At 41.8% G+C, this 24,513-nt stretch carries 21 protein-coding genes and 3 pseudogenes; 4 read left to right on the plus strand and 20 right to left on the minus strand.

What is annotated here, in order from left to right:
* The first annotated feature begins 46 nt into the window (after window positions 1-46).
* A protein-coding gene (locus I3X05_RS08300) for an IS3 family transposase (protein WP_413470581.1) occupies window positions 47-1,596 on the plus strand; the annotation gives its coding sequence in 2 pieces (ribosomal slippage) (window positions 47-515 and window positions 515-1,596; 1,551 coding nt in all).
* Here the strand turns inward: I3X05_RS08300 and I3X05_RS08305 are convergent.
* Window positions 1,551-1,868 (minus strand): transposase family protein, encoded by a 318-nt coding sequence (locus I3X05_RS08305; RefSeq protein WP_171816758.1) that lies wholly within the window; start codon window positions 1,866-1,868, stop codon window positions 1,551-1,553. The two genes, I3X05_RS08300 and I3X05_RS08305, sit on opposite strands and share 46 nt — an antisense overlap.
* Window positions 1,869-2,360: 492 nt before the next feature.
* Window positions 2,361-2,642, minus strand: coding sequence for a hypothetical protein (locus I3X05_RS08310; protein WP_170907960.1), 282 nt, complete (start codon window positions 2,640-2,642; stop codon window positions 2,361-2,363).
* 550 nt (window positions 2,643-3,192) lie between these two features.
* Here I3X05_RS08310 and I3X05_RS08315 point away from each other — a divergent pair.
* Complete coding sequence (locus tag I3X05_RS08315; RefSeq protein ID WP_337970596.1) at window positions 3,193-4,803, plus strand: IS1634-like element ISSpu7 family transposase; 1,611 nt, start codon at window positions 3,193-3,195, stop codon at window positions 4,801-4,803.
* Between the two features lie 862 nt (window positions 4,804-5,665).
* Here I3X05_RS08315 and I3X05_RS08320 read toward each other — a convergent pair.
* The 3 genes from I3X05_RS08320 to I3X05_RS08330 all read right to left on the minus strand — a co-directional run bounded on the left by I3X05_RS08320 (window position 5,666) and on the right by I3X05_RS08330 (window position 8,782).
* Complete coding sequence (locus tag I3X05_RS08320; protein ID WP_337971168.1) at window positions 5,666-6,706, minus strand: ISL3 family transposase; 1,041 nt, start codon at window positions 6,704-6,706, stop codon at window positions 5,666-5,668.
* 692 nt (window positions 6,707-7,398) lie between these two features.
* The gene (locus I3X05_RS08325) at window positions 7,399-8,127 is read right to left on the minus strand and encodes a Fic/DOC family protein (RefSeq protein ID WP_045571814.1); all 729 of its coding nucleotides are present in this window, start codon (window positions 8,125-8,127) and stop codon (window positions 7,399-7,401) included.
* The gene (locus I3X05_RS08330) at window positions 8,114-8,782 is read right to left on the minus strand and encodes a type IV toxin-antitoxin system AbiEi family antitoxin domain-containing protein (protein WP_045571813.1); all 669 of its coding nucleotides are present in this window, start codon (window positions 8,780-8,782) and stop codon (window positions 8,114-8,116) included. Before I3X05_RS08330 ends, I3X05_RS08325 begins: the two co-directional genes overlap by 14 nt.
* Before the next feature lie 685 nt (window positions 8,783-9,467).
* Here I3X05_RS08330 and I3X05_RS08335 point away from each other — a divergent pair.
* On the plus strand, window positions 9,468-10,595 hold the full coding sequence (locus I3X05_RS08335) for an ISAs1 family transposase (protein ID WP_337970597.1): 1,128 nt from the start codon (window positions 9,468-9,470) through the stop codon (window positions 10,593-10,595).
* A 261-nt stretch (window positions 10,596-10,856) separates the two neighbouring features.
* On the opposite strand, the pseudogene I3X05_RS08340 reads toward I3X05_RS08335, so the two are convergent.
* From I3X05_RS08340 to I3X05_RS08375, 8 genes and pseudogenes are all read right to left on the minus strand, one after another.
* Window positions 10,857-11,005, minus strand: a pseudogene (locus tag I3X05_RS08340) (DUF645 family protein).
* Window positions 11,006-11,824: 819 nt separating this feature from the next.
* Window positions 11,825-12,571: a hypothetical protein gene (locus tag I3X05_RS08345; RefSeq protein ID WP_045571646.1), complete on the minus strand. Its 747-nt coding sequence runs from the start codon at window positions 12,569-12,571 to the stop codon at window positions 11,825-11,827.
* 1,033 nt (window positions 12,572-13,604) lie between these two features.
* Complete coding sequence (locus tag I3X05_RS08350; protein ID WP_045569802.1) at window positions 13,605-14,069, minus strand: GNAT family N-acetyltransferase; 465 nt, start codon at window positions 14,067-14,069, stop codon at window positions 13,605-13,607.
* Window positions 14,070-14,209: 140 nt separating this feature from the next.
* Window positions 14,210-14,674, minus strand: a complete 465-nt coding sequence (locus tag I3X05_RS08355; protein WP_045569804.1) for a GNAT family N-acetyltransferase — start codon at window positions 14,672-14,674, stop codon at window positions 14,210-14,212.
* A 163-nt stretch (window positions 14,675-14,837) separates the two neighbouring features.
* On the minus strand, window positions 14,838-15,101 hold the full coding sequence (locus I3X05_RS08360) for a Txe/YoeB family addiction module toxin (RefSeq protein ID WP_000098716.1): 264 nt from the start codon (window positions 15,099-15,101) through the stop codon (window positions 14,838-14,840).
* Window positions 15,094-15,348 carry a type II toxin-antitoxin system Phd/YefM family antitoxin gene (locus tag I3X05_RS08365; RefSeq protein WP_045569803.1) on the minus strand — a complete coding sequence of 85 codons (255 nt, stop codon included), beginning with the start codon at window positions 15,346-15,348 and terminating at the stop codon, window positions 15,094-15,096. The genes I3X05_RS08360 and I3X05_RS08365 overlap by 8 nt, the downstream gene beginning before the upstream one ends.
* Before the next feature lie 209 nt (window positions 15,349-15,557).
* Window positions 15,558-16,067 (minus strand): GNAT family N-acetyltransferase, encoded by a 510-nt coding sequence (locus tag I3X05_RS08370; protein ID WP_193158304.1) that lies wholly within the window; start codon window positions 16,065-16,067, stop codon window positions 15,558-15,560.
* Window positions 16,068-16,872: 805 nt separating this feature from the next.
* Window positions 16,873-17,448 (minus strand): ISAs1 family transposase, encoded by a 576-nt coding sequence (locus I3X05_RS08375; protein WP_337970598.1) that lies wholly within the window; start codon window positions 17,446-17,448, stop codon window positions 16,873-16,875.
* A gap of 201 nt (window positions 17,449-17,649) precedes the next feature.
* On the opposite strand from I3X05_RS08375, the gene I3X05_RS08380 reads away from it, so the two are divergent.
* A complete protein-coding gene (locus tag I3X05_RS08380; protein WP_337971166.1) occupies window positions 17,650-18,651 on the plus strand; it encodes an ISL3 family transposase in 1,002 nt (333 codons plus the stop codon).
* On the opposite strand, the gene I3X05_RS08385 is transcribed toward I3X05_RS08380, so the two are convergent.
* From I3X05_RS08385 to I3X05_RS08420, 7 genes and pseudogenes are all read right to left on the minus strand, one after another.
* Window positions 18,604-18,894, minus strand: a complete 291-nt coding sequence (locus I3X05_RS08385) for an ISAs1 family transposase (RefSeq protein ID WP_425304501.1) — start codon at window positions 18,892-18,894, stop codon at window positions 18,604-18,606. The genes I3X05_RS08380 and I3X05_RS08385 overlap by 48 nt on opposite strands.
* A gap of 25 nt (window positions 18,895-18,919) precedes the next feature.
* Entirely contained in the window at window positions 18,920-20,044 is a 1,125-nt protein-coding gene (locus I3X05_RS08390; protein WP_045571304.1) for an ISAs1 family transposase, read from the minus strand.
* A 791-nt stretch (window positions 20,045-20,835) separates the two neighbouring features.
* Window positions 20,836-21,288, minus strand: a complete 453-nt coding sequence (locus I3X05_RS08395; protein ID WP_045571767.1) for a GNAT family N-acetyltransferase — start codon at window positions 21,286-21,288, stop codon at window positions 20,836-20,838.
* A 1,684-nt stretch (window positions 21,289-22,972) separates the two neighbouring features.
* Window positions 22,973-23,066: pseudogene (locus I3X05_RS23745) on the minus strand (ggdef family protein); the annotation flags it as partial.
* Window positions 23,047-23,091: pseudogene (locus I3X05_RS23750) on the minus strand (hypothetical protein); the annotation flags it as partial. The pseudogenes I3X05_RS23745 and I3X05_RS23750, both read right to left, overlap by 20 nt.
* A gap of 289 nt (window positions 23,092-23,380) precedes the next feature.
* Entirely contained in the window at window positions 23,381-23,782 is a 402-nt protein-coding gene (locus I3X05_RS08415) for a type II toxin-antitoxin system death-on-curing family toxin (RefSeq protein WP_000351251.1), read from the minus strand.
* Entirely contained in the window at window positions 23,782-23,952 is a 171-nt protein-coding gene (locus I3X05_RS08420; RefSeq protein WP_001080654.1) for a hypothetical protein, read from the minus strand. Before I3X05_RS08420 ends, I3X05_RS08415 begins: the two co-directional genes overlap by 1 nt.
* Window positions 23,953-24,513 lie beyond the last annotated feature (561 nt).

Here is a 24,513-nt window from a genome sequence, read left to right on the forward strand (position 1 = left end):
CCCCTGTGTCAGCATAGTTGTCGCCTAGATTTTTAAGGAGATAACTATGCCAGCCAATCCAGTTCCAATTGATGTGAAAACGAAAGGCCAAACTTGGCTGTTACCACCATATAATTGGTCTCATCGAAGAATTGCTAAAGAATTAGATGTGAGTCCATCCGTGGTATCTAAGTGGAGAAATGAACTTGTTGAAAGCGGCCTATTGTCTACAGAGCTGCCCTTAGAAAATGCTACTACTGATTATTCAGCGGAGCAGAGATTTTTCATAGTGATTGAAACTGCAACAATGTCTGAACGCGAGTTAGCTGAATACTGTAGGTCTAAAGGGTTATTTGTCGATGACGTTAAAACCTGGCGAGCACTGTCTATCAAGGCGCAGAGTACAACATCGGCTTCAATGTCACACAAAGAAAATAAGCTACTACGTGATGAACGCAGAAAGGTAAAAGCGTTGGAGAAGGAGTTGGCACGTAAAGATAAAGCACTTGCTGAAACGGCTGCGCTACTGGTTTTGCGGGAAAAGTTCAATGCCCTCTGGGAAATCAACGAGGAAGACTTATTCCTATCTCAGAGCGGCTTAAAATAGTCACACTTGTTGATGAAGCTGTACGTAAAGGGGCAACAAAGACAAAGGCTTGTTCCACCGTTGGGTTATCAATACGAACGTTCCAGCGTTGGACACGGAACTCTGCCGAAATCACAAGTGATATGCGTCAGCATCCTCGGCAGCACGAGCCTCATAATAAGCTATCAGAAGCCGAAAGGCAGCAGATATTAGATATCTGCAATACACCAGAGTATGCCGATTTACCTCCGAATATCATCGTTCCAATGTTGGCTGATGAAGGCATTTACATTGCCTCAGAGTCCACATTTTATCGTGTATTAAAAGCAAACAACCAGCTAGGTAAGCGAACTCGTAACAAAGCTGGCACAAGTCCTTCTCGACCAAAGGTTCAAAAAGCCTGCAAACCAAATCAGGTATGGAGCTGGGATATCAGTTATCTGCCATCGAAAATACGAGGGAAGCACTATTACCTCTATTTGATAATGGATATCTTCAGTAGAAAAGTAGTAGGTGCAGAAGTGTATGATCAGGAGCTAGGCGAATATGCAGCGGAGTTACTCCAAAGAACAACATGGCGGGAAAAGTGTGTGCAAGGCAACATTACTTTGCACTCTGACAACGGTGCTCCTATGAGAAGTTACACCATGCTTGCAAAGATGTATGACCTTGGGATTGCAAGCTCTTACTCTAGGCCAAGAGTAAGCAATGACAACCCATACTCTGAGTCGTTGTTCAAAACAATAAAGTATTGTCCTTCATGGCCAATGGATGGGTTTTCTTCCATTGAAGACGCTCGGTGTTGGGTTGGTAATTTTGTTGATTGGTATAACAATGAGCATAAACACAGTGGCATAAAGTATGTAACACCTCAGCAGAGGCATTGCGGGGAGGATAATGAAATTCTCCGACAGCGTATGCAAGTCTACCGACGTGCTCAATTGACTCATCCAGGCAGATGGAGTCGGCAAACGAGAGACTGGAGTTATATCGATGAGGTGTACTTGAACCCTGAAAAGTGTGCAGCGTAATCATTCACGTTACTAAATTGTAAAAAAGACGACAACTTGCTTGAAAAACAGCGGAAACGAGCGATCGCAATCACCGAAATACGCATCTCATCAATTCCAATGTGAGTGACGTTTTTAAGACAAGGTTGAGAGTATCGCTTTTGCAGGTAATGCTTCTGAATATCTTTCACTGTATCCCAACAGACACCACATAGCTTGGCAATGGCATTGATGGTGACGTTCAATGCTGACAGCGAGAGAACATACTGTTCAAAGCCCTTTGTGTAACGCACCTTGGGACGAGGAACAAAGTTAAGCGGCAAATACCCGAGTGTATTACAAGCTCGGCATTCAATCCGCTGGTTTGCTATCTGGATGTAACAGGGGCTAGTGCCGATTGGCGTAGCGATGAAACGGCGAACCTTACCTCCTTTTTTTTATGACATCACGACTACGACATGATGGACATTTAATATGAGGATTGTGTGCTACGTGAAAGATGGTCGCGTCACCATCAAACTCTGTAGAGCAATAATGGAAAGGGCCGCGTATTCCAAAGCGATGGTAAAGAAGTGAAGTTGACATTAACTGGCTATTTTTGGCGATATGGTATCAGAAAAGCCATTCAGGTATCGATTTTCCGGATGAACCAAAAACACACTGTAAACCCTGAATTTCAATTTTGCACTAAAGTCGCCACGCGTTGGCAATCCCTCTTGAGCCGTTTGTTATATTTTCATTATCTACACTAACGTGACCGACTGTTTAGGATTGCCGATAAACCATTAACAAACTGATATTTCTTGCTTTTCCAAAACTGTAGCAGCTTCCGCACGCTCAATGATTTTTAACAATACAGATTGAATCGCTTCGTCTTCGCGGGCATCTTTGTCACTTGTAAAGCGTTGTATTTGAGGCTCGGCATTCTCCTCAGGTAAAAAGGTGATAACGACTTCAGTCGCTAAATCCGTCGTTTTACCGAAATACTCTAATGATATTTGCGGATAACCTTTGAAACCTCTTTGTACTCGTTTCAATATGCGTTTTTTCGCTTTATCCACGTTCATCATGAATCCTTTTGATTGCTGAACTTAAAAAAATATAACGCTCGGCTAAGGGGTTGACAACGCACTGCCGAACTTAAAAAACACACTGTAAACACTAAACTTCAATTTTGAACTAAAGTCGCCAAGCGTTGGCAATCCCTCTTGAGCCGTTTGTTATGCAAATTCAATAAGATAAACTGACTTTACTCGATCAAAAGCCACGATTGCAATGGTTGAGTGATTCAAGAAACAACCCAAGTAGGAGCCGTGATAAATTAGCCGCCAAAACAAAGTCCACCCTTCAACAACAAACCAAGCTTTTGAACCAGGAAAACTCAACAAGCAAGACTTTCAGAAAATGCGAAATGCTCGATTAACTTGCCCTTTCCACACTTTGCGCCCGCTAAATTCACAACAAACAAGCACCAAAACTCATTGAGCCGTCATTCCGCAGCTAATTCCAGAATTTAAATAGTGTGATCTGGCGATCAGTTTTTCATAAAAACCACGACACCATCTTGACCGCGATCGACAGTTTTGATCTATTACTGCTATTTGACGGTCTCAAAATATGTCTACCCATCCTGTTATTAAACGCTTAGATCACCTTGGTCTCATTGCCGCCTTTTGTCACGAAATTGGCCTGCCACGGATGATAGATGCCGTTATCCCAAAATATTCTGACCACAATGTTTCTCATGGTGACGCGGTATTGGCCATGCTCCTAAATGGACTTGGCTTTCATAGCAGAACACTGCACATGTTCTCGGACTTTTTTAAGACCAAGCCTGTGTCTAAGCTACTCGCCAAAGACATTGAAGCACACCACCTTACTGATGATGTACTAGGCCGCACCTTAGATGCTCTATACGAAGCCGATGTCTCAGCGCTCTATCAGGTTATTGCTGAGCGTGTTGTTGATAAACTGGGCTTGACGACGGATTCTGTTCATCTTGATATCACTAGCTTCCACGTTGATGGTGAGTATGCACAAGATGAAAACACCAACGTCATTAAGCTTGTAAGAGGCTACAGTCGGGATCATAGGCCAGAGCTTAACCAAGTGGTGCTTGAACTCATCTGTGAAAACCAAGCAGGTATTCCTGTTTACATGCAAGCACTGAGTGGCAACACCAATGATGCCAAGGCATTCGCTGAAGTCACTAAAAGACACATACATTGCCTAAAAGCCGCGCAAAATAGTCGTTACTTTATCGCTGATGCCGCCTTGTACACCGAAGAAAGCATCTCCTCGCTAGATGAGCAAAATCAAAAGTTCATTACCCGTGTACCCATGACCATCAAGCTCGCAAAACAAGCACTGTTTGCGCTAGAGCCAGAGCAATTAATCGCTATTGATGATGGCTACTCAGGATGTTGGATAGACTCGGATTACGGAAAGGTCAATCAACGTTGGTTGCTCGTTCACAGTGAACAGGCCACCAAGCGGGAAGAAATCACTTTCTTCAAGAACTTAGAGAAAAACATAGCAAAAGAAATCAAAGCGTTGGAAAAGCTAAGTAAAAAACCATTCGCTTGTGAAGTTGACGCAGAATTAGCGTTTAACGATTTCAAGAAACAATCTGACTTACTAGGGTTTGAACAAGGCACTCTCATCAAACTGCCGACTTACTCTCATTCGGGCCGCCCAAAGACAGATGAAGCACCGACAGGATACCAATACTTTATCGAAGCCGCTCCCTTCACCGACCTAGAAAAAGTAAAACTGGCTAAGCTCAAAGTAGGCATGTTTATCCTCGCGACAAATGACACCGACAATGAAGAACTCACCATGACGGCTCTTCTAGCACATTACAAATCGCAACAAAAAGTCGAGCGCGGCTTCCGCTTTCTAAAAAGCCCTGAATTTTTAACCTCTTCCATCTTCTTGAAAAAGCCTGAACGCATTGAAGCGTTGCTAATGATAATGACGTTGAGCTTGCTTGTTTACGCCAGTTTAGAACACAAAATCAGAGAGCAACTCGCACAAACCGAAGCGTTCTTCCCAAGTATGGTAAAGAACAAGACGACCTCCAGACCGACGGCACGTTGGGTCTTCTTGCAATTCGAAGGCATAGATACGTTAGAAATCAACGGCCAACGGTTCATCACTGGACTTCAAGAGCACCAAACACAACTACTCAAATTACTCGGTAGATTCTATGAGGTAGTTTATTCCTAAATTAGCTGCGGAATGTCGGATTGAGGCAAACAAAGAACCTTGCCTGTTTTACGGCTTGAGTAAACCACGAATTTTAGGGTAAAAATACTCATTTGCCGACAACACAAAACGAATGGCCGGAGAAATCCCACAAGATTGAACCCCTAATTTTACCTGAGTTGCATAACGCCCGGCTAAGGGGTTGACAACGCACCGCCGAACTCAAAAAACACACTTAAACACTGAACTACAATTTTGCACTAAAACCGCCAAGCGTTGGCAATCCCTCTTGAGCCGTTTGTTATGCAAATTCAATGAGATAAACCGACTTTACACGACCAAAAGCCACAATTGCAATGGTTGAGTGATTCAAGAACCAACCCAAGTCAGAGCCATGATAAATAAGCCGCCAAAACAAAGTCCACCTTTCAACAACAAACCAAGCTTTTGAATCAGGAAAACTCAACAAGCAAGACTTTCAGCAAATGCAAAATGCTCGATAAACTTGCCCTTTCCACACTTTGCGCCCACTGAATTTACAACGCGCCAGCGCTAAAACTGATTGAGGCAAACAAAGAACCTTGCCTGTTTTACGGTTTAAGTTAACCACGAATTTGAGGGTAAAAATGTCATTTGCCGACAACACAAAACGAATGGCCGGAGAAATCCCAAAAGATTGAACTCCTAAATTTACCTGAGTTGCATAACGCCGCGTTAAGGGGCGCAGGCACGCACTACAAACGTGACCGCATACAACTTAACCACTAAACAAACTGCAAGCCAAAAATGCCACGCGTGCCAAGTCCCTCTTGAACGCCTTGTTATGCTTAAGCTTCAATGACTTACGGTTTACCAAAACCGAGATTAACTCAGCTTTAACGGTTCATCCGGAAAATCGATACTTCGCCTCATGACTGGCTTTGATTTTTAACTCAAAAAATCCCCAATCACGATACCCATAGGCGACTTTGTTCAGCGTCTTTATTCGGTTGTTCACACCCTCTACTCGACCACTATTCATCCTTTCATCATAAAATGCCAATATCCCATCCTTATGCTTCCTCAGGGTCTTAGTAAACTTCTCTAGCATCACAATGCCTGAGTGGTTCGCTTCATCTATCCAGCTTTCTAGCCATCTCTCACCCTCTATCTTTGATGGCTGCGACCACAGCATTCTTAACTTCTCTTTTAAATAATAAACCACCGCTAAGGGCTGATTGGCTGCGAGTGCTCGCTCCAATCTCGCTTGGCCTTGCTCATCTAACCTATCGGGATTACTTACCAATAACCAACGAGTATTCTTAAGGTATTGAGCGTCATTTTTGTTACTCATCGAATTTTGTAGTTCACGCCTGAACTCTGTCAGCTTTTCATTAAAACGCTTCACCACGTGGAAACGGTCAATGACCAACTTCGCCTTCGGGGCGTGCTGTTTTACCGAAGAGATGTATGCCTGTCCCATATCGGTGGCGACGGCTTCAATCGGCTTTTTACAACGCAGCTTCCGTTTCCAAAAACCGTCAAGGCTTTCGGCCTTCTTTCCTTTCTCTGTATAAATGACGGCACTTGTCTTCATATCAATCACAACCGTCATGAAGCCACTTTTTGAGCCACAGTAAATCTCATCAATTCCAATGTGAGTGACGTTTTTAAGACAAGGTTGAGAGTATCGCTTTTGCAGGTAATGCTTCTGAATATCTTTCACTGTATCCCAACAGACACCACATAGCTTGGCAATGGCATTGATGGTGACGTTCAATGCTGACAGCGAGAGAACATACTGTTCAAAGCCCTTTGTGTAACGCACTTTGGGACGAGGAACAAAGTTAAGCGGCAAATACCCGAGTGTATTACAAGCTCGGCATTCAATCCGCTGGTTTGCTATCTGGATGTAACAGGGGCTAGTGCCGATTGGCGTAGCGATGAAACGGCGAACCTTACCTCCTTTTTTTTATGACATCACGACTACGACATGATGGACATTTAATATGAGGATTGTGTGCTACGTGAAAGATGGTCGCGTCACCATCAAACTCTGTAGAGCAATAATGGAAAGGGCCGCGTATTCCAAAGCGATGGTAAAGAAGTGAAGTTGACATTAACTGGCTATTTTTGGCGATATGGTATCAGAAAAGCCATTCAGGTATCGATTTTCCGGATGAACCGCTTTAACTCACAAACAAAAGCCAAAAACCAAAAAACTGAAATGACTCATAATTTTGAAAATCAGACTTTGAACTTTGGCAGATAAAACCGAAAAACCTAAGATCAAACTTCTGATTGAGCCAACCGCCCTAACCTCACGCTTGCCCGAAAATTGATTGAGGCAATTCTCTGAATTTCCAGCGCCAAAGAATAAATGTCCAGAAAACAGCGCCAAACGAAGCCAACTTGCCGAAAAACTAGAAACTAACAAGCCGATGGTACAAAGAAAAATCACAAAGCACTGAATTTACGTGATTAAACATAACGCTGCGTTAAGGTGTGAGCAACGCAACCACGAAACTTAACCTTACCACCGTAAACACAAAACCCAACGATGGAATAAAAAATGCCAAGCGTTGGGAATCACTCTTAAATGCTTTGTTATGTGCCTGGAGATGCAGCCAAAAACTGTTACTCTGTACGCTCTCGCTCTAATTTATACGCTCGATACTCTCGGGATACTTGTTCATCAGAATAATCTCCATCAACGTTATTTGTTTGCCCCACACCATCTAGTCCTTTGATACTTTTAATTGAGCCGCCCCACGAGTCACGATTTCTAGACGAGCCGACAAATTGAGACAAATATGCGTTTAAAGTTTTATCTCTTGGCTTCTCAATTTCCTTACTTAAAGCAGTCAAATAATCAAACTTCGTCGTTTTTTCCCACTCAATTGAAAACCCAGCACGGTGACACAACTCCGTATGAATCAACAACATTGTTCGACCATTTCCATCTAGAAATGGGTGACCATAAGCAAATAAGCCCATTACTTCACCAGGGTTAGCTCGCATATATTCTTTGTCTTGACCCAACCGCAAACCATAGTCAATTGAACGCTGTATTTCCATAGGATGACAAAACTTAACCCCTGCTTTAGATATAGCTTTATCTGGAACTAATTCATTTCTATCCTTACCAGCCCATGGATAAATTTCAGAGAATAATATCTTATGAACCTCTAAGAAGTCCCTATATGTAATTTCATCTCTTTTTGAGAGGTATTCTAAAGCATCATCTAGACCCGCACGAAACATCGTATGTTCTAGTTCTCTAATTACATTAGGATCTTTTTCTTTGAATCTGTTTTGTAAGTAACCATTTTCCTCAAAGTCTAAAAAAGGGTCAAAAACTGACATGACGTTCCCTTAGATAATTAACTGACAACAGAGCAACTTGTTGCATTGTTAGCTTTCCTGCTCTTTTTAATGCAACTAATAAATCTTCAACAGGATCGTGTTTGACTTCATCCCCTGCCAATGAAGTTACAGAATCAGCAAATTGGTCTATTGAGTTGTATGCGTAAGACACATTATATTGCTTAGCCAACTTGAAGACGTACTCTTCAATGTTTTTTGTCGGCATGCGTCCAATCGGCGCAACAACACCATTCTTACAACTATGACTCGTTTTATGGTTTCTCAGTATGATTTGTATATCATTCAACTTCAAAATTCTATCCGTGCGAGAGGACTTTGTTTCAATTACCAATGTGGACTTTGGTTTGGCGTTTTTGAGTTCTTTAGATAAGTTACCGTGCAATTGTAAGCCTAGCTTTTTCACGATGTCTCTAACTACTTGATCTGTAGGAGCACAAGTTTTCACATCCCCACCCTTAGGTTGAGCTTTTGCATAAAAACCTCGTGAAATTCTCAACAACTCACCATTATCAATTAGCTTAGATAAAACGAAAGTCACCTGAGACGGGCTACCGAGTGAAGCTAAGTCTGACCGTGAAAAAACAGCACCTTTACGATGTATGATCGATTGTCTTATACGAGTTTCAAGTTTCATAAAATGCACCTACTAAAACACACATTTTAATTTTAACAGCAAAAGGAAAAACCATCAATTTAGCAGATGAAAAACAATAATTTAGAACAAAAACAAGACCTTAAAAACCGTCATAAATTGTAGGCATTCAAACTAACTTTGCCTTGGCACATAACGCCCAATTAAGTGGTGAACAACGCACTGGCCAAGCCGCTGCATTGCACCGTAAAACACTTTACCTGACGCATAGTAAAACTGCCACGCGTTGAGAATCCACTTGAATTGCTTGTTATGTGAATTTTACCGGGAATTCAAAGTAAACCACCGTAGAAATGAAGAAATTTGAATAAGTTACGTACAAAAATGATGCTTACCAAAACCTAAATTTCACAGCGTTCTGAGCCAAAGAGAGCCACTTACAGAATCGACAACAAAGAAAGCGCCTTTTCAGCAACCGCTAAATTTTTTGCGTCACCAGATTTTCAGAGCTGAATGTCAGCAAGCAAATCAGTCAAAAAGACATTTCAATTAAAGCGATTTGAAACTGGCGAAACTCAACACAAACCAAACCCAAAACTTAATTGAGGCAACCCAAGAACCTTGGAAATGATCAGGGCAAGATCATGAACATTTCTTGTACAACGCAAGGTTAAATTTGACCTGAAGCACGGTCTGTGATCTTATGCTCTTCTTTTGGGGAGCGACCATGAATATTAATACCATCAAAGCGCATTTCAGTATCATCCGTGACAAACGGCAAAGTGCAAAAGTTGATTATCCTCTGTTTGATATTTTGTTTGGGTCTATCTGTGCCGTGATAGCCGGAGGTCAAGGCTGGACTGACATTCGTGAATATGTTCTTGGCCACCATGAGTGGTTTCTTAAACAGGGGCTGTTTGAAAACGGTGTGCCTGTCGACGATACCTTTGCTCGTTTGATTGCAAATATTGATCCTGCCGAGTTTCGCGACTGCTTCCTGGGTTGGATGAATGCGGTACATACCATGACGTTTGGTGAGGTGGTTGCCATTGATGGCAAGACTTTGCGCGGCTCCTACGATAGAGACGACAGGCAAAGCACCATCCATATGGTGAGCGCCTATGCAAGTGCTAACCAAATGGTACTGGGTCAACTCAAAACCAACAATAAAAGCAATGAAATTACCGCGATTCCAGAGCTTATTAAGATGCTCGACTTGCGAGGAGCTATCGTGACGATTGATGCGATGGCCTGCCAGACCAAGATTGCCAAGGCGATCACTAGCAAGGGCGGTGATTACTTGTTGGCAGTAAAGGGGAATCAAGGCAAGTTGTCGGCAGCCATACAGACAGCCTTCGCCCCACACCGCCGTGCCCCAATTGACAAAACCACCTATCAAATCGAGAAACAAAAAGGCCGCGTTGAAGCACGTACTTGCCATGTACTCAAGGCTAGTGAGTTAGAGGGTGACTTCTCAACGTGGAGCGGACTCACCAGTATTGTCATGGTTGAAAATTACCGAGTAGCCAAAGGTAAAGCGCCAAAGTTGGAGTACCGCTACTACATAAGTTCAGCAGACCTGACCGCGGAGCAGGCAGGAAATGCCATTCGAGCCCACTGGGGCATAGAGTCAATGCACTGGATTTTAGATGTGAGCATGCGAGAAGACGCTTGTCAGATTTACCGACAAAACGCGGCTGAAAATTTGGCAGGTTTAAGACACATGGCACTTAACATGCTAAGAGCTGAGCCAAGCAAAATTAGTGTGCCAATGAAGCAGAAACGTTGCATGATGAACCCCGGCTTCTTGGAGCAAGTCTTAGTTGCTGGATTTAAGTCAATGACTAAATTCTAACCATTCATGCGGACGCCCTGGGGCTAGTGCCGATTGGCGTAGCGATGAAACGGCGAACCTTACCTCCTTTTTTTTATGACATCACGACTACGACATGATGGACATTTAATATGAGGATTGTGTGCTACGTGAAAGATGGTCGCGTCACCATCAAACTCTGTAGAGCAATAATGGAAAGGGCCGCGTATTCCAAAGCGATGGTAAAGAAGTGAAGTTGACATTAACTGGCTATTTTTGGCGATATGGTATCAGAAAAGCCATTCAGGTATCGATTTTCCGGATGAACCCAAAACTCAAACAGTCAAGGCTAAGTTGGCCACGGTTAAGAATCCGCAACAAAGAAAGCACACTTTCAGCGATGATGCAGCCTTTGTAAAACCAAACTTTCCGTGTGGAGCATCCAACAACATTGAAACATCGAGGTTTGATAGTTTTCAGCGACTTTGAAACTGCTGAAAATTCAACACTTTCTACCAAGTCAGCATCAGAAACACTAGAAAGCCAAATTGTGCGACTTGAACGCTAGAAGCTGAGCTCTAAGAAGAATTGAGCTTAGATTTTGATGGTTTTAGCCTTTAAGAAGCTAACGCCCGGCTAAGGGGTTGACAACGCACCACCGAACTCAAAAAACACACTGTAAACGCTGAACTTCAATTTTGCACTAAAACCACCACGCGTTGGCAATCCCTCTTGAGCCGTTTGTTATGCAAATTCAATAAGATAAACTGACTTTACTCGATCAAAAACCACAATTTCAATGGTTGAGTGGTTCAAGAATCAGCCCAAGCAAGAACTGTGATAAATGAGCCGCCAAAACAAAGCCCACCTTTCAACAACAAACCAAGCTTTTGAATGAAACAAACTCACCGAGCAAGACTTTCAACAAGTACAAAATGTTCGATAAACTTGCCCTTTCCACACTTTGCGCCCACAAAATTAGCAACGCGCCAACGTTAAAACTGATTGAGGCAAACAAAGAACCTTGTCTGTTTTACGGCTTGAGTGAACCACGAATTTTATGGTCAAAAAGCTCATTTGCCGACAACACAAAACGAATGGCCGGAGAAATCCCACAAGATTGAACCCCTAATTTTACCTGAGTTGCATAACGCCCGCTTAAGGGGCAGACAACGCTACTACCAAGATTCCGCATAACACAGTAACCACATAAACCAATGCATTATAAAAATGCCGCGCGTTGGCTGTCCCTCTTGAAGCGTTTGTTATATTTATTTAGCACCAATTTGTTCTTGATACCTTTCAACCCACTCAGATTTATATCTTGTCTTATTATTAATAGATACAAGCTGATCAAGCAATGGAGATTTTTGACTCCATCCGCATGCCTGCTCATATAGCCTAAAACTTAATAATGCATTAATAAAATTATTATCTAAAGCAGCTTCTACGACATCCATAAATTCATTGACCTCATCAAGACTTTCAATTGAATTAACATATTTAAGTATTATGCTGAATGAAATCTCACAATTAGCAGTAAAATTATTAATCATGTCAAAAATTAGCTTATTGTTAACATTAATAGAGTCCTTAATAGACATATACTTCATTAGAGAAACCTTTACACTTTCATCAGTAAACATATGAAATTTGTTATCAGCAATTTGAATAGGTCTATCAAATGCATTTAGATAGCTGTCAATATTTGGCAGCATGTTATTGTTAAATATAGCTATTAAACTAATAAGATAGTTTCTTCTATCTTGTTTTTTTATTAATTCAATTTCAATATTGTTGTTTGTATTATTTTCATTAATTGATTTAATTACAAAAAGAACAGAAACCAAGGAAAATATAGGAGATAGTACACCGCCAACAAATGACCCAAACGCTCCCCAGTCAGAATTTAATGTGCTTAAAGCATAATCATTAACAACAACCATTACAAAATACCATACGGCTATTGGTATCAGATACACTATCAGTAAAATAGCAAACACATTCTTTATTTTCACCAAAATCTCCAATAAATATAACGCCGCGTTAAGGGGCGCAGGCACGCACTACACAAGTGACCGCATGACAACTTAACCACTAAACCCAACGCAAATTGAAAATGCCACGCGTGCCAAGTCCCTCTTGAACGCTTTGTTATGTTTAAGCTTCAAGGGCTTACGTTTTACCAAAACCAAGATTAACTCAGCTTTGGCTCACAAACAAAAGCCAAGACCAAAAAAACCGAAACGACTCATAATTTGAAAATCAAGTTTTGAACTTTGGCCGCCAATACTCAAAAACCTACAGTTCAAATTTCTGATTGAGCCAGCCGCACCAACCTCGTGCTTACTGAAAAATTGACTGAGGCAACTCTTTGAGTTTCCAGCGCTAAAGAATAATTGTCCGGAAAACAGCGCCAAACGAAGCCAGATTGCCGAAAAACACAAAACCAACAAGCCGATGGAGCAAAGAAAAGATGCAACCAACTGATTTTGCGTGATTAAACATAACGCCCTGTTAAGTAGTGAGGCATGCATTACAAAAGCTTCCGCAGCACTACGTAATCACTAAAACCAACGCAAACCAAAAATGCCACGCATGCCGAATCTGCTTGAACAGTTTGTTATGCCCGTGCCTTTTGTTTGCTACGATTTTGAATCCTGCTTGCTTTGGAAAAAGCTCAAATTTTTGGGTATATAAAACTGACAAGCCTGCCTATCTGCTGTAGTTGGCTGTTCCCAAGCTCCGCATAAATCCTTGTCATTCTCTTTTGTTCGAGTGAATTGCTTACATTTTCCGCAACGTTCCATTGAAGCCAGTTCCAAGTTATTTCAATTTAAACTCGACAATAACGTTGTTGGAAACCTTGCAATTTGATTAAACCCAAATTTAACGAAAATTGTTAATTATTGAGTAAATTACGATAAGGGCATAACGCCCAATTAAGGGGTGAGCAACGCTACCACCTTGCCTAACGCATTGTACCGTAAACACTAAATTTGAAGTAGATACAAAAATGCCAAGCGTTGGGAATCCCTCTTAAATTGTTTGTTAGCTGAATTTTTCCATAACAAAGTTCTGCAGTTTTTGGCCCCGAACTTCTATCGATTGCTCTTTTACAACCTTAAAACCAAATTTTTCGTAGAAAGGTCGAGCTGTAATACTGACCTCAGAATAATACTTGGTAATGCCACGAGATGTACCAACTTTAAAAACGTGCTCCATAAGACAACGAGCAACGCCTTTGCCTTGGTGGTCATGATGACAAAAGAAATGATCGATTAAACCACTTTCTTGAAGGTCAGCATAACCAACAATGACACCCTCTATTTCTGCAATAAAAGGTGAAATAGCGTTTAGTTTATTCTTCCATATCTCGCAGTCGAAATTATCTGGCGCCCAAGCCTCAACTTGCTCTTGGGAATAGTCTCGTCGATTCACGTTACGAACCGTATGATAAAAAAGCTCCCACAACTCACTTGCGTCAGATTCTTCGTATTTTCTAATTTTGATCATACTACTTGTACCAATATTCAGCTAACGCCCGGCTAAGGGGTTGACAACGCACCGCCAGACTCAAAAAACACACTGTAAACACTGAACTTCAATTTTGCACTAAAGCCGCCAAGCGTTGGCAATCCCTCTTGAGCCGTTTGTTAGCTGAATTTCTCCATGACAAAGTTGCACAGCTTTTGACCGCGAACTTCTATGGTTTGTTCTTCTATAACCTTGAAGCCAAATCTCTCGTAAAACGGACGAGCTGTAATACTCACCTCAGAGTAAAGCCTAGTAATTCCTTGTAACTCACCCACTCTGAGTACATATTCCATTAACTGGCGTCCGACTCCTTTACCTTGATGTTCATGATGACAAAAGAAATGATCAATTAATCCATTTTCTTGAAGATCACTATAACCAACAATTTTCCCATCAATTTCAGCAACAAAAGGTGACAGCAAGTTCATTTTTCGTTGCCAAATCTCTGAAGAAAAATCATCTGGAGCCCATGCTTCAACTTGGGCTTGTGAATAATCACGTAAGTTCACATTACGAACCGTATGATAAAAAATAGCCCATAAATCAAGCGCATCTGATTCTTGATACTTTCTAATTTCGATCATGCTGATATTTACCACCATTCAGCTAACGCCCGCTTAAGGGGCAGCCAACGCTACTACTAACTTTCCGCATAGCACCGTAACCACTGAAACTAACGCACAGTAAAAATGCCACGCGTTGGCTGTCCCTCTTGAAGCGTTTGTTAGCTGCCTTTAGTCACTTGGTTCAATAATGGTAGCGACACGAAATAACCGTTATTGCATTATCATCAACAGCATAAACCAGTCTATTTGTATCATCGATCCGTCGAGACCAAAAACCAGATAGATTTTCCTTTAGAGGCTCTGGTTTACCAATGCCTTCAAACGGTGAACGCTTAACATCATTGATGATTTTATTGATCCGCTTGAGTGTTTTTTTGTCTTGTGTTTGCCAGTACAAGTAGTCATCCCAGGACTCATCTGTCCATGACAGTAAACGACTACTCATCAATCAGATCTCTTTGGGTAACTTTTCCCGCTTTGAACTGGGCAATTGAACGGTTTAGATGTTCAGCGTTCGCTGGAGAGCGAAGCAAATGTACGGTTTCCATTAGACTATTGTAACAATCCAGCGACATAACCACGGCATCTTCTGAATCACGTCGAGTGATGACGGTTGTATCCGCATCATTCACAACGGCATCCAAGACTGCTTTTAAACTATTCCTAGCTTCTGTAAAAGAAACGATTCTCATAGAACCTCCCACATGTACTGTTTACGGAACAAGTATAGTATTCACAACTCAACTTGTACAGCTAAAGGAACATATTCGCCAGTAGGCAGCTAACGCCCGCCTAAGGGGCTGGCAACGCATGCCACTAAACTCAATCACAACAGCCGAAACCACTTCGGCTCAATGGGACTGGAAACGCCACGCGTTGACAGTCCCTCTTGAGGCGTTTGTTATAAAGCGGACTCTACGTTAAGCGCTTTTTCTAACCACACCGAGCTGATGTACTGGCCATGTTTCTTGGCATATTCGTTGAAAATACCGACTTCTCGGAAACCAAACCGTTTATGTAATGCTACTGATGCGTCGTTTGGTAATGCAACACCCGACAATATACGATGGACGCCATAAGCACGAATGGATGAAAACAGCTGAGTATAAAGCTTCGAACCTAAACCTTTCCCTTTAGCTTCTTGTGCCAGATAAACGCTCACCTCTACAGTGTCATCAAAAGCTGGTATTGCTCTGTACTTTTGGGAACATGCAAAACCTTGCAACACACCGTTTTCTACAGCCACATATATTTGATATTTGGTGGTTCTAGAGAACTGAGAGAACCATTCCTCACGATTTTCCAGAGTAAATGGAAATTCCTCAAAGCGTGCATTGGTATGTTCAATATAAAAGTTAAAGATGTCGGTAATGCCCGCAACATCTTCAAATTCACCTGTTAGAATTTCCACAAAATGTCCTCTTTCTTCGAGCTTTATAACGCCGCATTAAGTGGTGAGCAACGCTAAACACTAATGCCTCGGCAAACCACTTAAAACACAAAAACTGAATTTACACTAAAAACACCAAGCGTTGCGAATCCGTCTTAAATGCTTTGTTATGCAAATTCAATAAGATAAACATAAAGTTACACTAAATTTGATTAAGAAAACAATCAAAATGTTGGTTAAGTGAGCCAAGAATCAACCCAAGCCCGAACCGTAATAAATAAGCCGCCAAAACAAAGCACACCTTTCAGCAACAAACCAAGCTTTTGAATCAGCAAAACTCAACGAGCAAAATATTCAGCAAGTACAAAATGATCGATTAACTTGTCCTTTCCACACTTTGCACCCGCTAAATTGACAACGCACCAACGCTAAAACTGATTGAGGCAAACAAAGAATCTTATCTGTTTTACGGATTGAGTTAACCACGAATTTGAAGCCGAAAATGCTCATTTGCCGACAACACAAAACAAATGGCCGGAGAAATCCAAGAAGATTAAACCCCTAAATTTACCTGAGTTGCATAACGCCCGGTTAAGGGGCTGACAACGCAAAAACACTGAACCTAAAATAACAACCGTAATCACAAATGCCAATTTGAACAAAAACCGCCACGCGTTGGCAGTCCCTCTTTAACCGTTTGTTATGCAAATTCAATGAGATAAACTGACTTTACACGACCAAAAGCCACAATTGCAATGGTTGAGTGATTCAAGAATCAACCCAAGCCAGAGCCACGGCCACGGCTTGCGCATGAGTTAAATAATTGTTAAGTCCCAAATAACACGTGCTCTCGAAACTCTGTATTTAACGCACATTTTAATTGCCGCCTTTTCAAAGTGCCTTTCATTTCTACTAACTTTATCAAGTTCATGCACATTTGACGTATGCGCGAAAGATTCTCTGCCGCATGCTGATAAGTAATGCGGCTATCATCTTCTCCCATCACACAATCCAGCCACCAATGCATACTCTCTACACCCCAGTGACCACGACACAATTCGCCAAAACTAACCGGCGTCAGTTCCTTCGATGAGATGAAATACCGAATACCAAGACTTCCCGATGATTCACTATTCGACTTCTGGTAAGTTACTGCTATACATAATGTTTTTAAACCTTTCCAATCAACAGCAAAATCACCAAATTCTTGGGTAAATGGGACCGTGATGTAGGTCCTTATCACCTTGCGACCACGTTTACCTGCCTCTTCTTGCTCTACTGCGTGAGACGAATATTCTGCCAATTTCTCAAAAGAAAAATGAGGGTTCATCCGGAAAATCGATACCTGAATGGCTTTTCTGATACCATATCGCCAAAAATAGCCAGTTAATGTCAACTTCACTTCTTTACCATCGCTTTGGAATACGCGGCCCTTTCCATTATTGCTCTACAGAGTTTGATGGTGACGCGACCATCTTTCACGTAGCACACAATCCTCATATTAAATGTCCATCATGTCGTAGTCGTGATGTCATAAAAAAAAGGAGGTAAGGTTCGCCGTTTCATCGCTACGCCAATCGGCACTAGCCCCTGTTACATCCAGATAGCAAACCAGCGGATTGAATGCCGAGCTTGTAATACACTCGGGTATTTGCCGCTTAACTTTGTTCCTCGTCCCAAAGTGCGTTACACAAAGGGCTTTGAACAGTATGTTCTCTCGCTGTCAGCATTGAACGTCACCATCAATGCCATTGCCAAGCTATGTGGTGTCTGTTGGGATACAGTGAAAGATATTCAGAAGCATTACCTGCAAAAGCGATACTCTCAACCTTGTCTTAAAAACGTCACTCACATTGGAATTGATGAGATTTACTGTGGCTCAAAAAGTGGCTTCATGACGGTTGTGATTGATATGAAGACAAGTGCCGTCATTTATACAGAGAAAGGAAAGAAGGCCGAAAGCCTTGACGGTTTTTGGAAACGGAAGCTGCGTTGTAAAAAGCCGATTGAAGCCGTCGCCACCGATATGGGACAGGCATACATCTCTTCGGTAAAACAGCACGCCCCGAAGGCGAAGTTGGTCATTGACCGTTTCCACGTGGTGAAGCGTTTTAATGAAAAGCTGACAGAGTTCAGGCGTGAACTACAAAATTCGATGAGTAACAAAAATGACGCTCAATACCTTAAGAATACTCGTTGGTTATTGGTAAGTAATCCCGATAGGTTAGATGAGCAAGGCCAAGCGAGATTGGAGCGAGCACTCGCAGCCAATCAGCCCTTAGCGGTGGTTTATTATTTAAAAGAGAAGTTAAGAATGCTGTGGTCGCAGCCATCAAAGATAGAGGGTGAGAGATGGCTAGAAAGCTGGATAGATGAAGCGAACCACTCAGGCATTGTGATGCTAGAGAAGTTTACTAAGACCCTGAGGAAGCATAAGGATGGGATATTGGCATTTTATGATGAAAGGATGAATAGTGGTCGAGTAGAGGGTGTGAACAACCGAATAAAGACGCTGAACAAAGTCGCCTATGGGTATCGTGATTGGGAATTTTTTGAGTTAAAAATCAAAGCCAGTCATGAGGCGAAGTATCGATTTTCCGGATGAACCAAAATGAGATTGAAAAAGAGCATGTAAACGAGGTTGGTTATCCTTAACGGACATTAAATAGTCACCGCCTCTAAGAACAATATCTTCCGCTATGGCTCTTTGACATCCCATGGCATCTAGGCTGATAACTCGGTCTTCAACTTGGATTAATTTCAATATCTGGGGAATTAACGTGATCTCATTCGATTTTTCATCCGTTTTCAACTGCCCTAGCACAAGGCCAGTATCTACAGAATACACGGCTTGCGCATGAGTTAAATAATTGTTAAGTCCCAAATAACACGTGCTCTCGAAACTCTGTATTTAACGCACATTTTAATTGCCGCCTTTTCAAAGTGCCTTTCATTTCTACTAACTTTATCAAGTTCATGCACATTTGACGTATGCGCGAAAGATTCTCTGCCGCATGCTGATAAGTAATGCGGCTATCATCTTCTCCCATCACACAATCCAGCCACCAATGCATACTCTCTACACCCCAGTGACCACGACACAATTCGCCAAAACTAACCGGCGTCAGTTCCTTCGATGAGATGAAATACCGAATACCAAGACTTCCCGATGATTCACTATTCGACTTCTGGTAAGTTACTGCTATACATAATGTTTTTAAACCTTTCCAATCAACAGCAAAATCACCAAATTCTTGGGTAAATGGGACCGTGATGTAGGTCCTTATCACCTTGCGACCACGTTTACCTGCCTCTTCTTGCTCTACTGCGTGAGACGAATATTCTGCCAATTTCTCAAAAGAAAAATGAGATTGAAAAAGAGCATGTAAACGAGGTTGGTTATCCTTAACGGACATTAAATAGTCACCGCCTCTAAGAACAATATCTTCCGCTATGGCTCTTTGACATCCCATGGCATCTAGGCTGATAACTCGGTCTTCAACTTGGATTAATTTCAATATCTGGGGAATTAACGTGATCTCATTCGATTTTTCATCCGTTTTCAACTGCCCTAGCACAAGGCCAGTATCTACAGAATACGCGTTCACCATATGAGTTAAGCATTTGTTTTTACTATAATCATACGTACCTTTTAATGACTTGCCATCTATGGCAACATGATGGGTCACTAAGGATTTTTCTCGCCGAATATCATTACACCATCGAACGAAACACAATGAAAACTCATCTGGATCAATCAAACCCACTATTCGCGCCAAGGTATCGTGACTAGGCACACCAGAAGAGTAGTCACTAAACTTACGAAACCAGGTTAAATTTTCCTCACCAAAGCCTTCGATTTCATCCCAAGTCTTCATTCCGCACAGCATCGCTGTCACCACCTGGAACATCACTTCGAAGAAATTATAGGTCGATTTTCTTGCCTGACGAGTATCACTCAATATGCTAAAATGCTCTTTAAATTCGCTGTAATCCATATTCGTCTTATCCTGCTTTATTTTTAACAGTATAAGATCACGTCAAGATCGCTAATTCAATCTATTTCTAAAAATTTTATCCCGAAATTCGATAAAAAGGTGCGTCAATAACATGCGCGAACCCTGACAAAGAACCTTGTCTGTTTTACGGCTTGAGTGAACCACGAATTTTATGGTCAAAAAGCTCATTTGCCGACAACACAAAACGAATGGCCGGAGAAATCCCACAAGATTGAACCCCTAATTTTACCTGAGTTGCATAACGCCGCATTAAGCGGCTAAAAATTGTGGGCTAAAATACAAGCGAAGCGCAGTAGCCCACTGTTTTTAGTCCGATTAAATGCCTTGTTATATAGCCACTTGATGCACAATGCGTGGGAAAACACATTACGATAAAACAGCCCTTTTTAGGTTTTATTTCAAACGCAACAAAGCTAGTTGACGAACGAAGCTAAACCCATTTTTAACATACAAGGTACTAACGTGGTTTTGAAAACCATGCACGCTACCGCACTTAGAATGACACAAGTTGGTGAGCTGCGAATTACATTTTAGGTGGTGCTAAATTTGCTGATTTAGAAAATTTATCAACGAAGGAAATACCCGCTCCGCAAAAAAACATACTCAAATCTGACTTATGAAACCATACACTAAAACACTGCTCGAAAGCTATATAACGCCCGCTTAAGGGGCAGCCAACGCTACTACTAACTTACCGCATAACACCGTAATCACAAAAACCAACGCATAGTAAAAATGCCGTGCGTTGGCTGTCCCTCTTGAAGCGTTTGTTATGCCTGTTTTACCTTTTGGGTGTAGTGTTCAAAAGCAACAATCTTATCATAACCTTCAGATTCATAGAGTGATTTTGCTTTATCGTTAGTTGCTGACGTCGCTAATTTAACGGTTAACGCGTTCGTTTCTTTCGCAAAACATTTCACTTTTTGGAGCAATGCTCTCGCAACTCCTTGGTTTCGGGATCCATCAGAAACGAATAGATCATTGAGATACCACATCGGTTTCATTGCGACAGATGAGAATGACGGGTAAAGTTGCACAAAACCAAGAGCTTCATTGCTTTCGGTCATAGCTAAAAAAATCACAGATTCATTATTAGCGAACCGGTTTCTCAAAAATTCTCTAGCGGCATCAATATCCGATTTTTGCCCATAAAACCGACGATAATCATCAAATAAACTCACAATCTGATCTAATTCAGAGATTGAAGCCTTTAAAATCTTCATTTAACTCTCCTTGTCCATTAACAGGCATAACGCCCGGTTAAGGGGCAGCCAACGCCACAACCAAGCTTCCGCATAACACCGTAACCACAAAAAACAACGCATAATAAAAATGCCACGCGTTGGCTGTCCCTCTTGAACCGTTTGTTATGCTTAAGCTTCAATGACTTACGTTTTACCAAAACCAAGATTAACTCAGCTTTGATGCACAAACAAAACCCAATAACCAAAAAAACTGAAATGACTCATCATTTTGAAAATCAGACTTGGAACTTTGGCCGCTAAAACGAAAAAACCTAAGATCAAATTTCTGATTGAGCCAACCGACCTAACCTCGTGCTTGCCCAAAAATTGATTGAGGCAATTCTCTGAATTTCCAGCGCCAAAGAACAAGTGTCCAGAAAACAGCGCCCGCTGAAGCCAACTTGCCGACAAACACAAAACCAATCAGCCGAGGGAACAAAGAAAAGATACAACCAACTGATTTTGCGTGATTAAACATAACGCCGCGTTAAGGGGTGCAGGCACACAATACAAAAGCTACCGCACAGCGACTTAATCACTGAACCCAACGCAAACTGAAAATGCCACGCGTGCCAAATCCCACTTAAACGCTTTGTTATGCTTAAGCTTCAATGACTTACGTTTGACCAAAACCAAGATTAACTCGACTTTGATTCACAAACAAAAGGCAAAGATTAGAAAACCGAAATGAATCATAGTTTTGATAATCAGACTTGGAATTTTGGCAAAACTGGCTTGGAGTTTAAAAACAAAAAATGGATTCTGATTGAACCAACTTCCCTAACCACGTAGTTGCTCAAGAATTGATTGAGGCAATTCTCTGAATTTCCAGCGCCAAAGAATAAGAGTCCGAAAAACAGCGCCAAAAAAAGCCAACTTGCCGACAAACACAAAACTGAAAAGCCGAGGTAACAGAGAAAAATCATAAACCACTGATTTTTGGTGATTAAGCATAACGCCCGGTTAAGGGGCAGCCAACGCCATAACCAAGCTTCCGCATAACACCGTAACCACAAAAACCAACGCATGGTAAAAATGCCACGCGTTGGCTGTCCCTCTTGAACCGTTTGTTATGCTTAAGCTTCAATGACTTACGTTTTACCAAAACCAAGATTAACTCAGCTTTGATTTACAAACAAAAGCCAAGACCTAAAAAACGGAAACGACTCATAGATTTGAAAAACAGACTTTGTATTTCGGCAATTCAAGCCCCAAAACCTGTGTTCAAAATACTGATTGCGCCAACCGCCCTAACCTCGCACTTACTCGAAAATTGAATAAGGCAATTCTCTGAATTTCCAGCGCCAAAGAACAAGTGTCCGGAAAACCGCGCCCACTGAAGCAAACTTGCCGACAAACTCAAAACCAACCAGCCGAGGGAACAAAGAGAAACCATAAACCACTGACTTTGCGTGATTAAGCATAACGCCCGCCTAAGGGGCTGGCAACGCATTACTACTAAACTCAAACACAACAACCGAAACCACCGCGGCTCAATGGGACTGGAAACGCCACGCGTTGACAGTCCCTCTTGAGGCGTTTGTTAGCTTCGTAGCCTATTGTTTAGCAATGATTTTTCAAACACATTTGCTTGAAAGTCATTTTACGCAAAAGCATCAAGCAAACACACGTCCAGCGCCAAAAGCTGTGAAGTGAGCTGTCAAAACTCACAGCGTTCAAGGTTGAGTTGGCCACTTACCGAATTTCCGACAAAAAAAGCGCGATTTCAGCGACGATGCAGCCTTTTGTGAAACCAAGTTGGCAGTGTTGAACATCGAACAACTTTGAAGCATCGAGACTTGTTGGCTTTCAGCAACTTTGAAATTGTTGAATTATCAACGCTTTCTGCTACGTAAATATCCGACTGAAACGCAAAGGCTGATTCGTGAACTTTCAAAGCATGAAGCTGATTTTTCAAGAGCATTGAACTCAAGATTTTGATAACCGCTAACGCCCGCTTAAGGGGCAGACAACGCTACTACCAACTTTCCGCATAACACCGTAACCACAAAAACCAACGCACAGTAAAAATGCCACGCGTTGGCTGTCCCTCTTGAAGCGTTTGTTATGTTTAGAGAGCTGAATTTTGTTCTTTTGCGTATTGTGCGTAGAGAATGTCGGCAAAATCTGTTTCGTTGATAATGCCGATAACAAGATCTCGAACTGCATCCGCAAGTAAATCGTTTTCCTGCGTAAGCTCAAAATCGTTAAGTGATAAATATTCAAGTGCCACAGCCAAACCTGTGCGCTTGTTCGCATCAGGTAGCGCATGTGAAACCGCTATACAAGCAGTGTATTTAGCAGCGATTTCAAAAACATCATCCAGTCCTTCATAAACGATGGCATTATCGATTCGACCTAATGCTCCCTGAAGCTTGGGGATATCAACTGCTCCTTTCATTCCTGGTTCTGTTTTTAGGATCAAAGCATTAATCTCGATCACTCGTTCAAAAGGAAAACAGATGATATCCATTACATATCAGCCAATTTAGTGAATGTCTTCTGATGGGTACGCAAAGCAAGTTTAGTTTCAGACTTCACAATTTGACGACCAGCATCACCAGTCAAATCAAGCTTTTTACTAGCCTTAATTTTCGGTCTTTCAACAGCATCAACGCCGTAAGCTTCAACTTTTCGATTCATATCACACCTACTATCAACAAAGGTTAGGCTGATTATAGCCCCAAAACGTGATAAAAAACATAACGCCGCGTTAAGGGGTGCAGGCACGCAATACAAAAGCTACCGCACAGCGACTTAATCACCAAACCCAACGCAAACCGAAAATGCCACGCGTGCCAAATCCCACTTAAACGCTTTGTTATGCTTAAGCTTCAATGACTTACGTTTTACTAAAAACAAGATTAACTCGACTTTGATTTACAAACAAAAACCAAAACGCAGAAAACCGCAATGACTCATAGTTTTGAAAATCAGATTTTGAAATTCGGCGGATAAAACCGAAAAACCTAAGAGCAAATTTCTGATTGAGCCAACCGCCCTAACCTCGCGCTTGCCCGCAAATTGATTGAGGCAACTCTCTGAATTTTCAGCGCCAAAGAATAAGTGTCCAAAAAACAGCGCCAAACGAAGTCAACTTGCCGACAAACTCAAAACCAACCAGCCGAGGGAACAAAGAAAAACCATAACCCACTGATTTTGGGTGATTAAGCATAACGCCCGCTTAAGGGGCAGCCAACGCTA

The sequence above is a fragment of the Vibrio navarrensis genome (assembly GCF_015767675.1).
Taxonomy (GTDB): Bacteria; Pseudomonadota; Gammaproteobacteria; order Enterobacterales; family Vibrionaceae; genus Vibrio.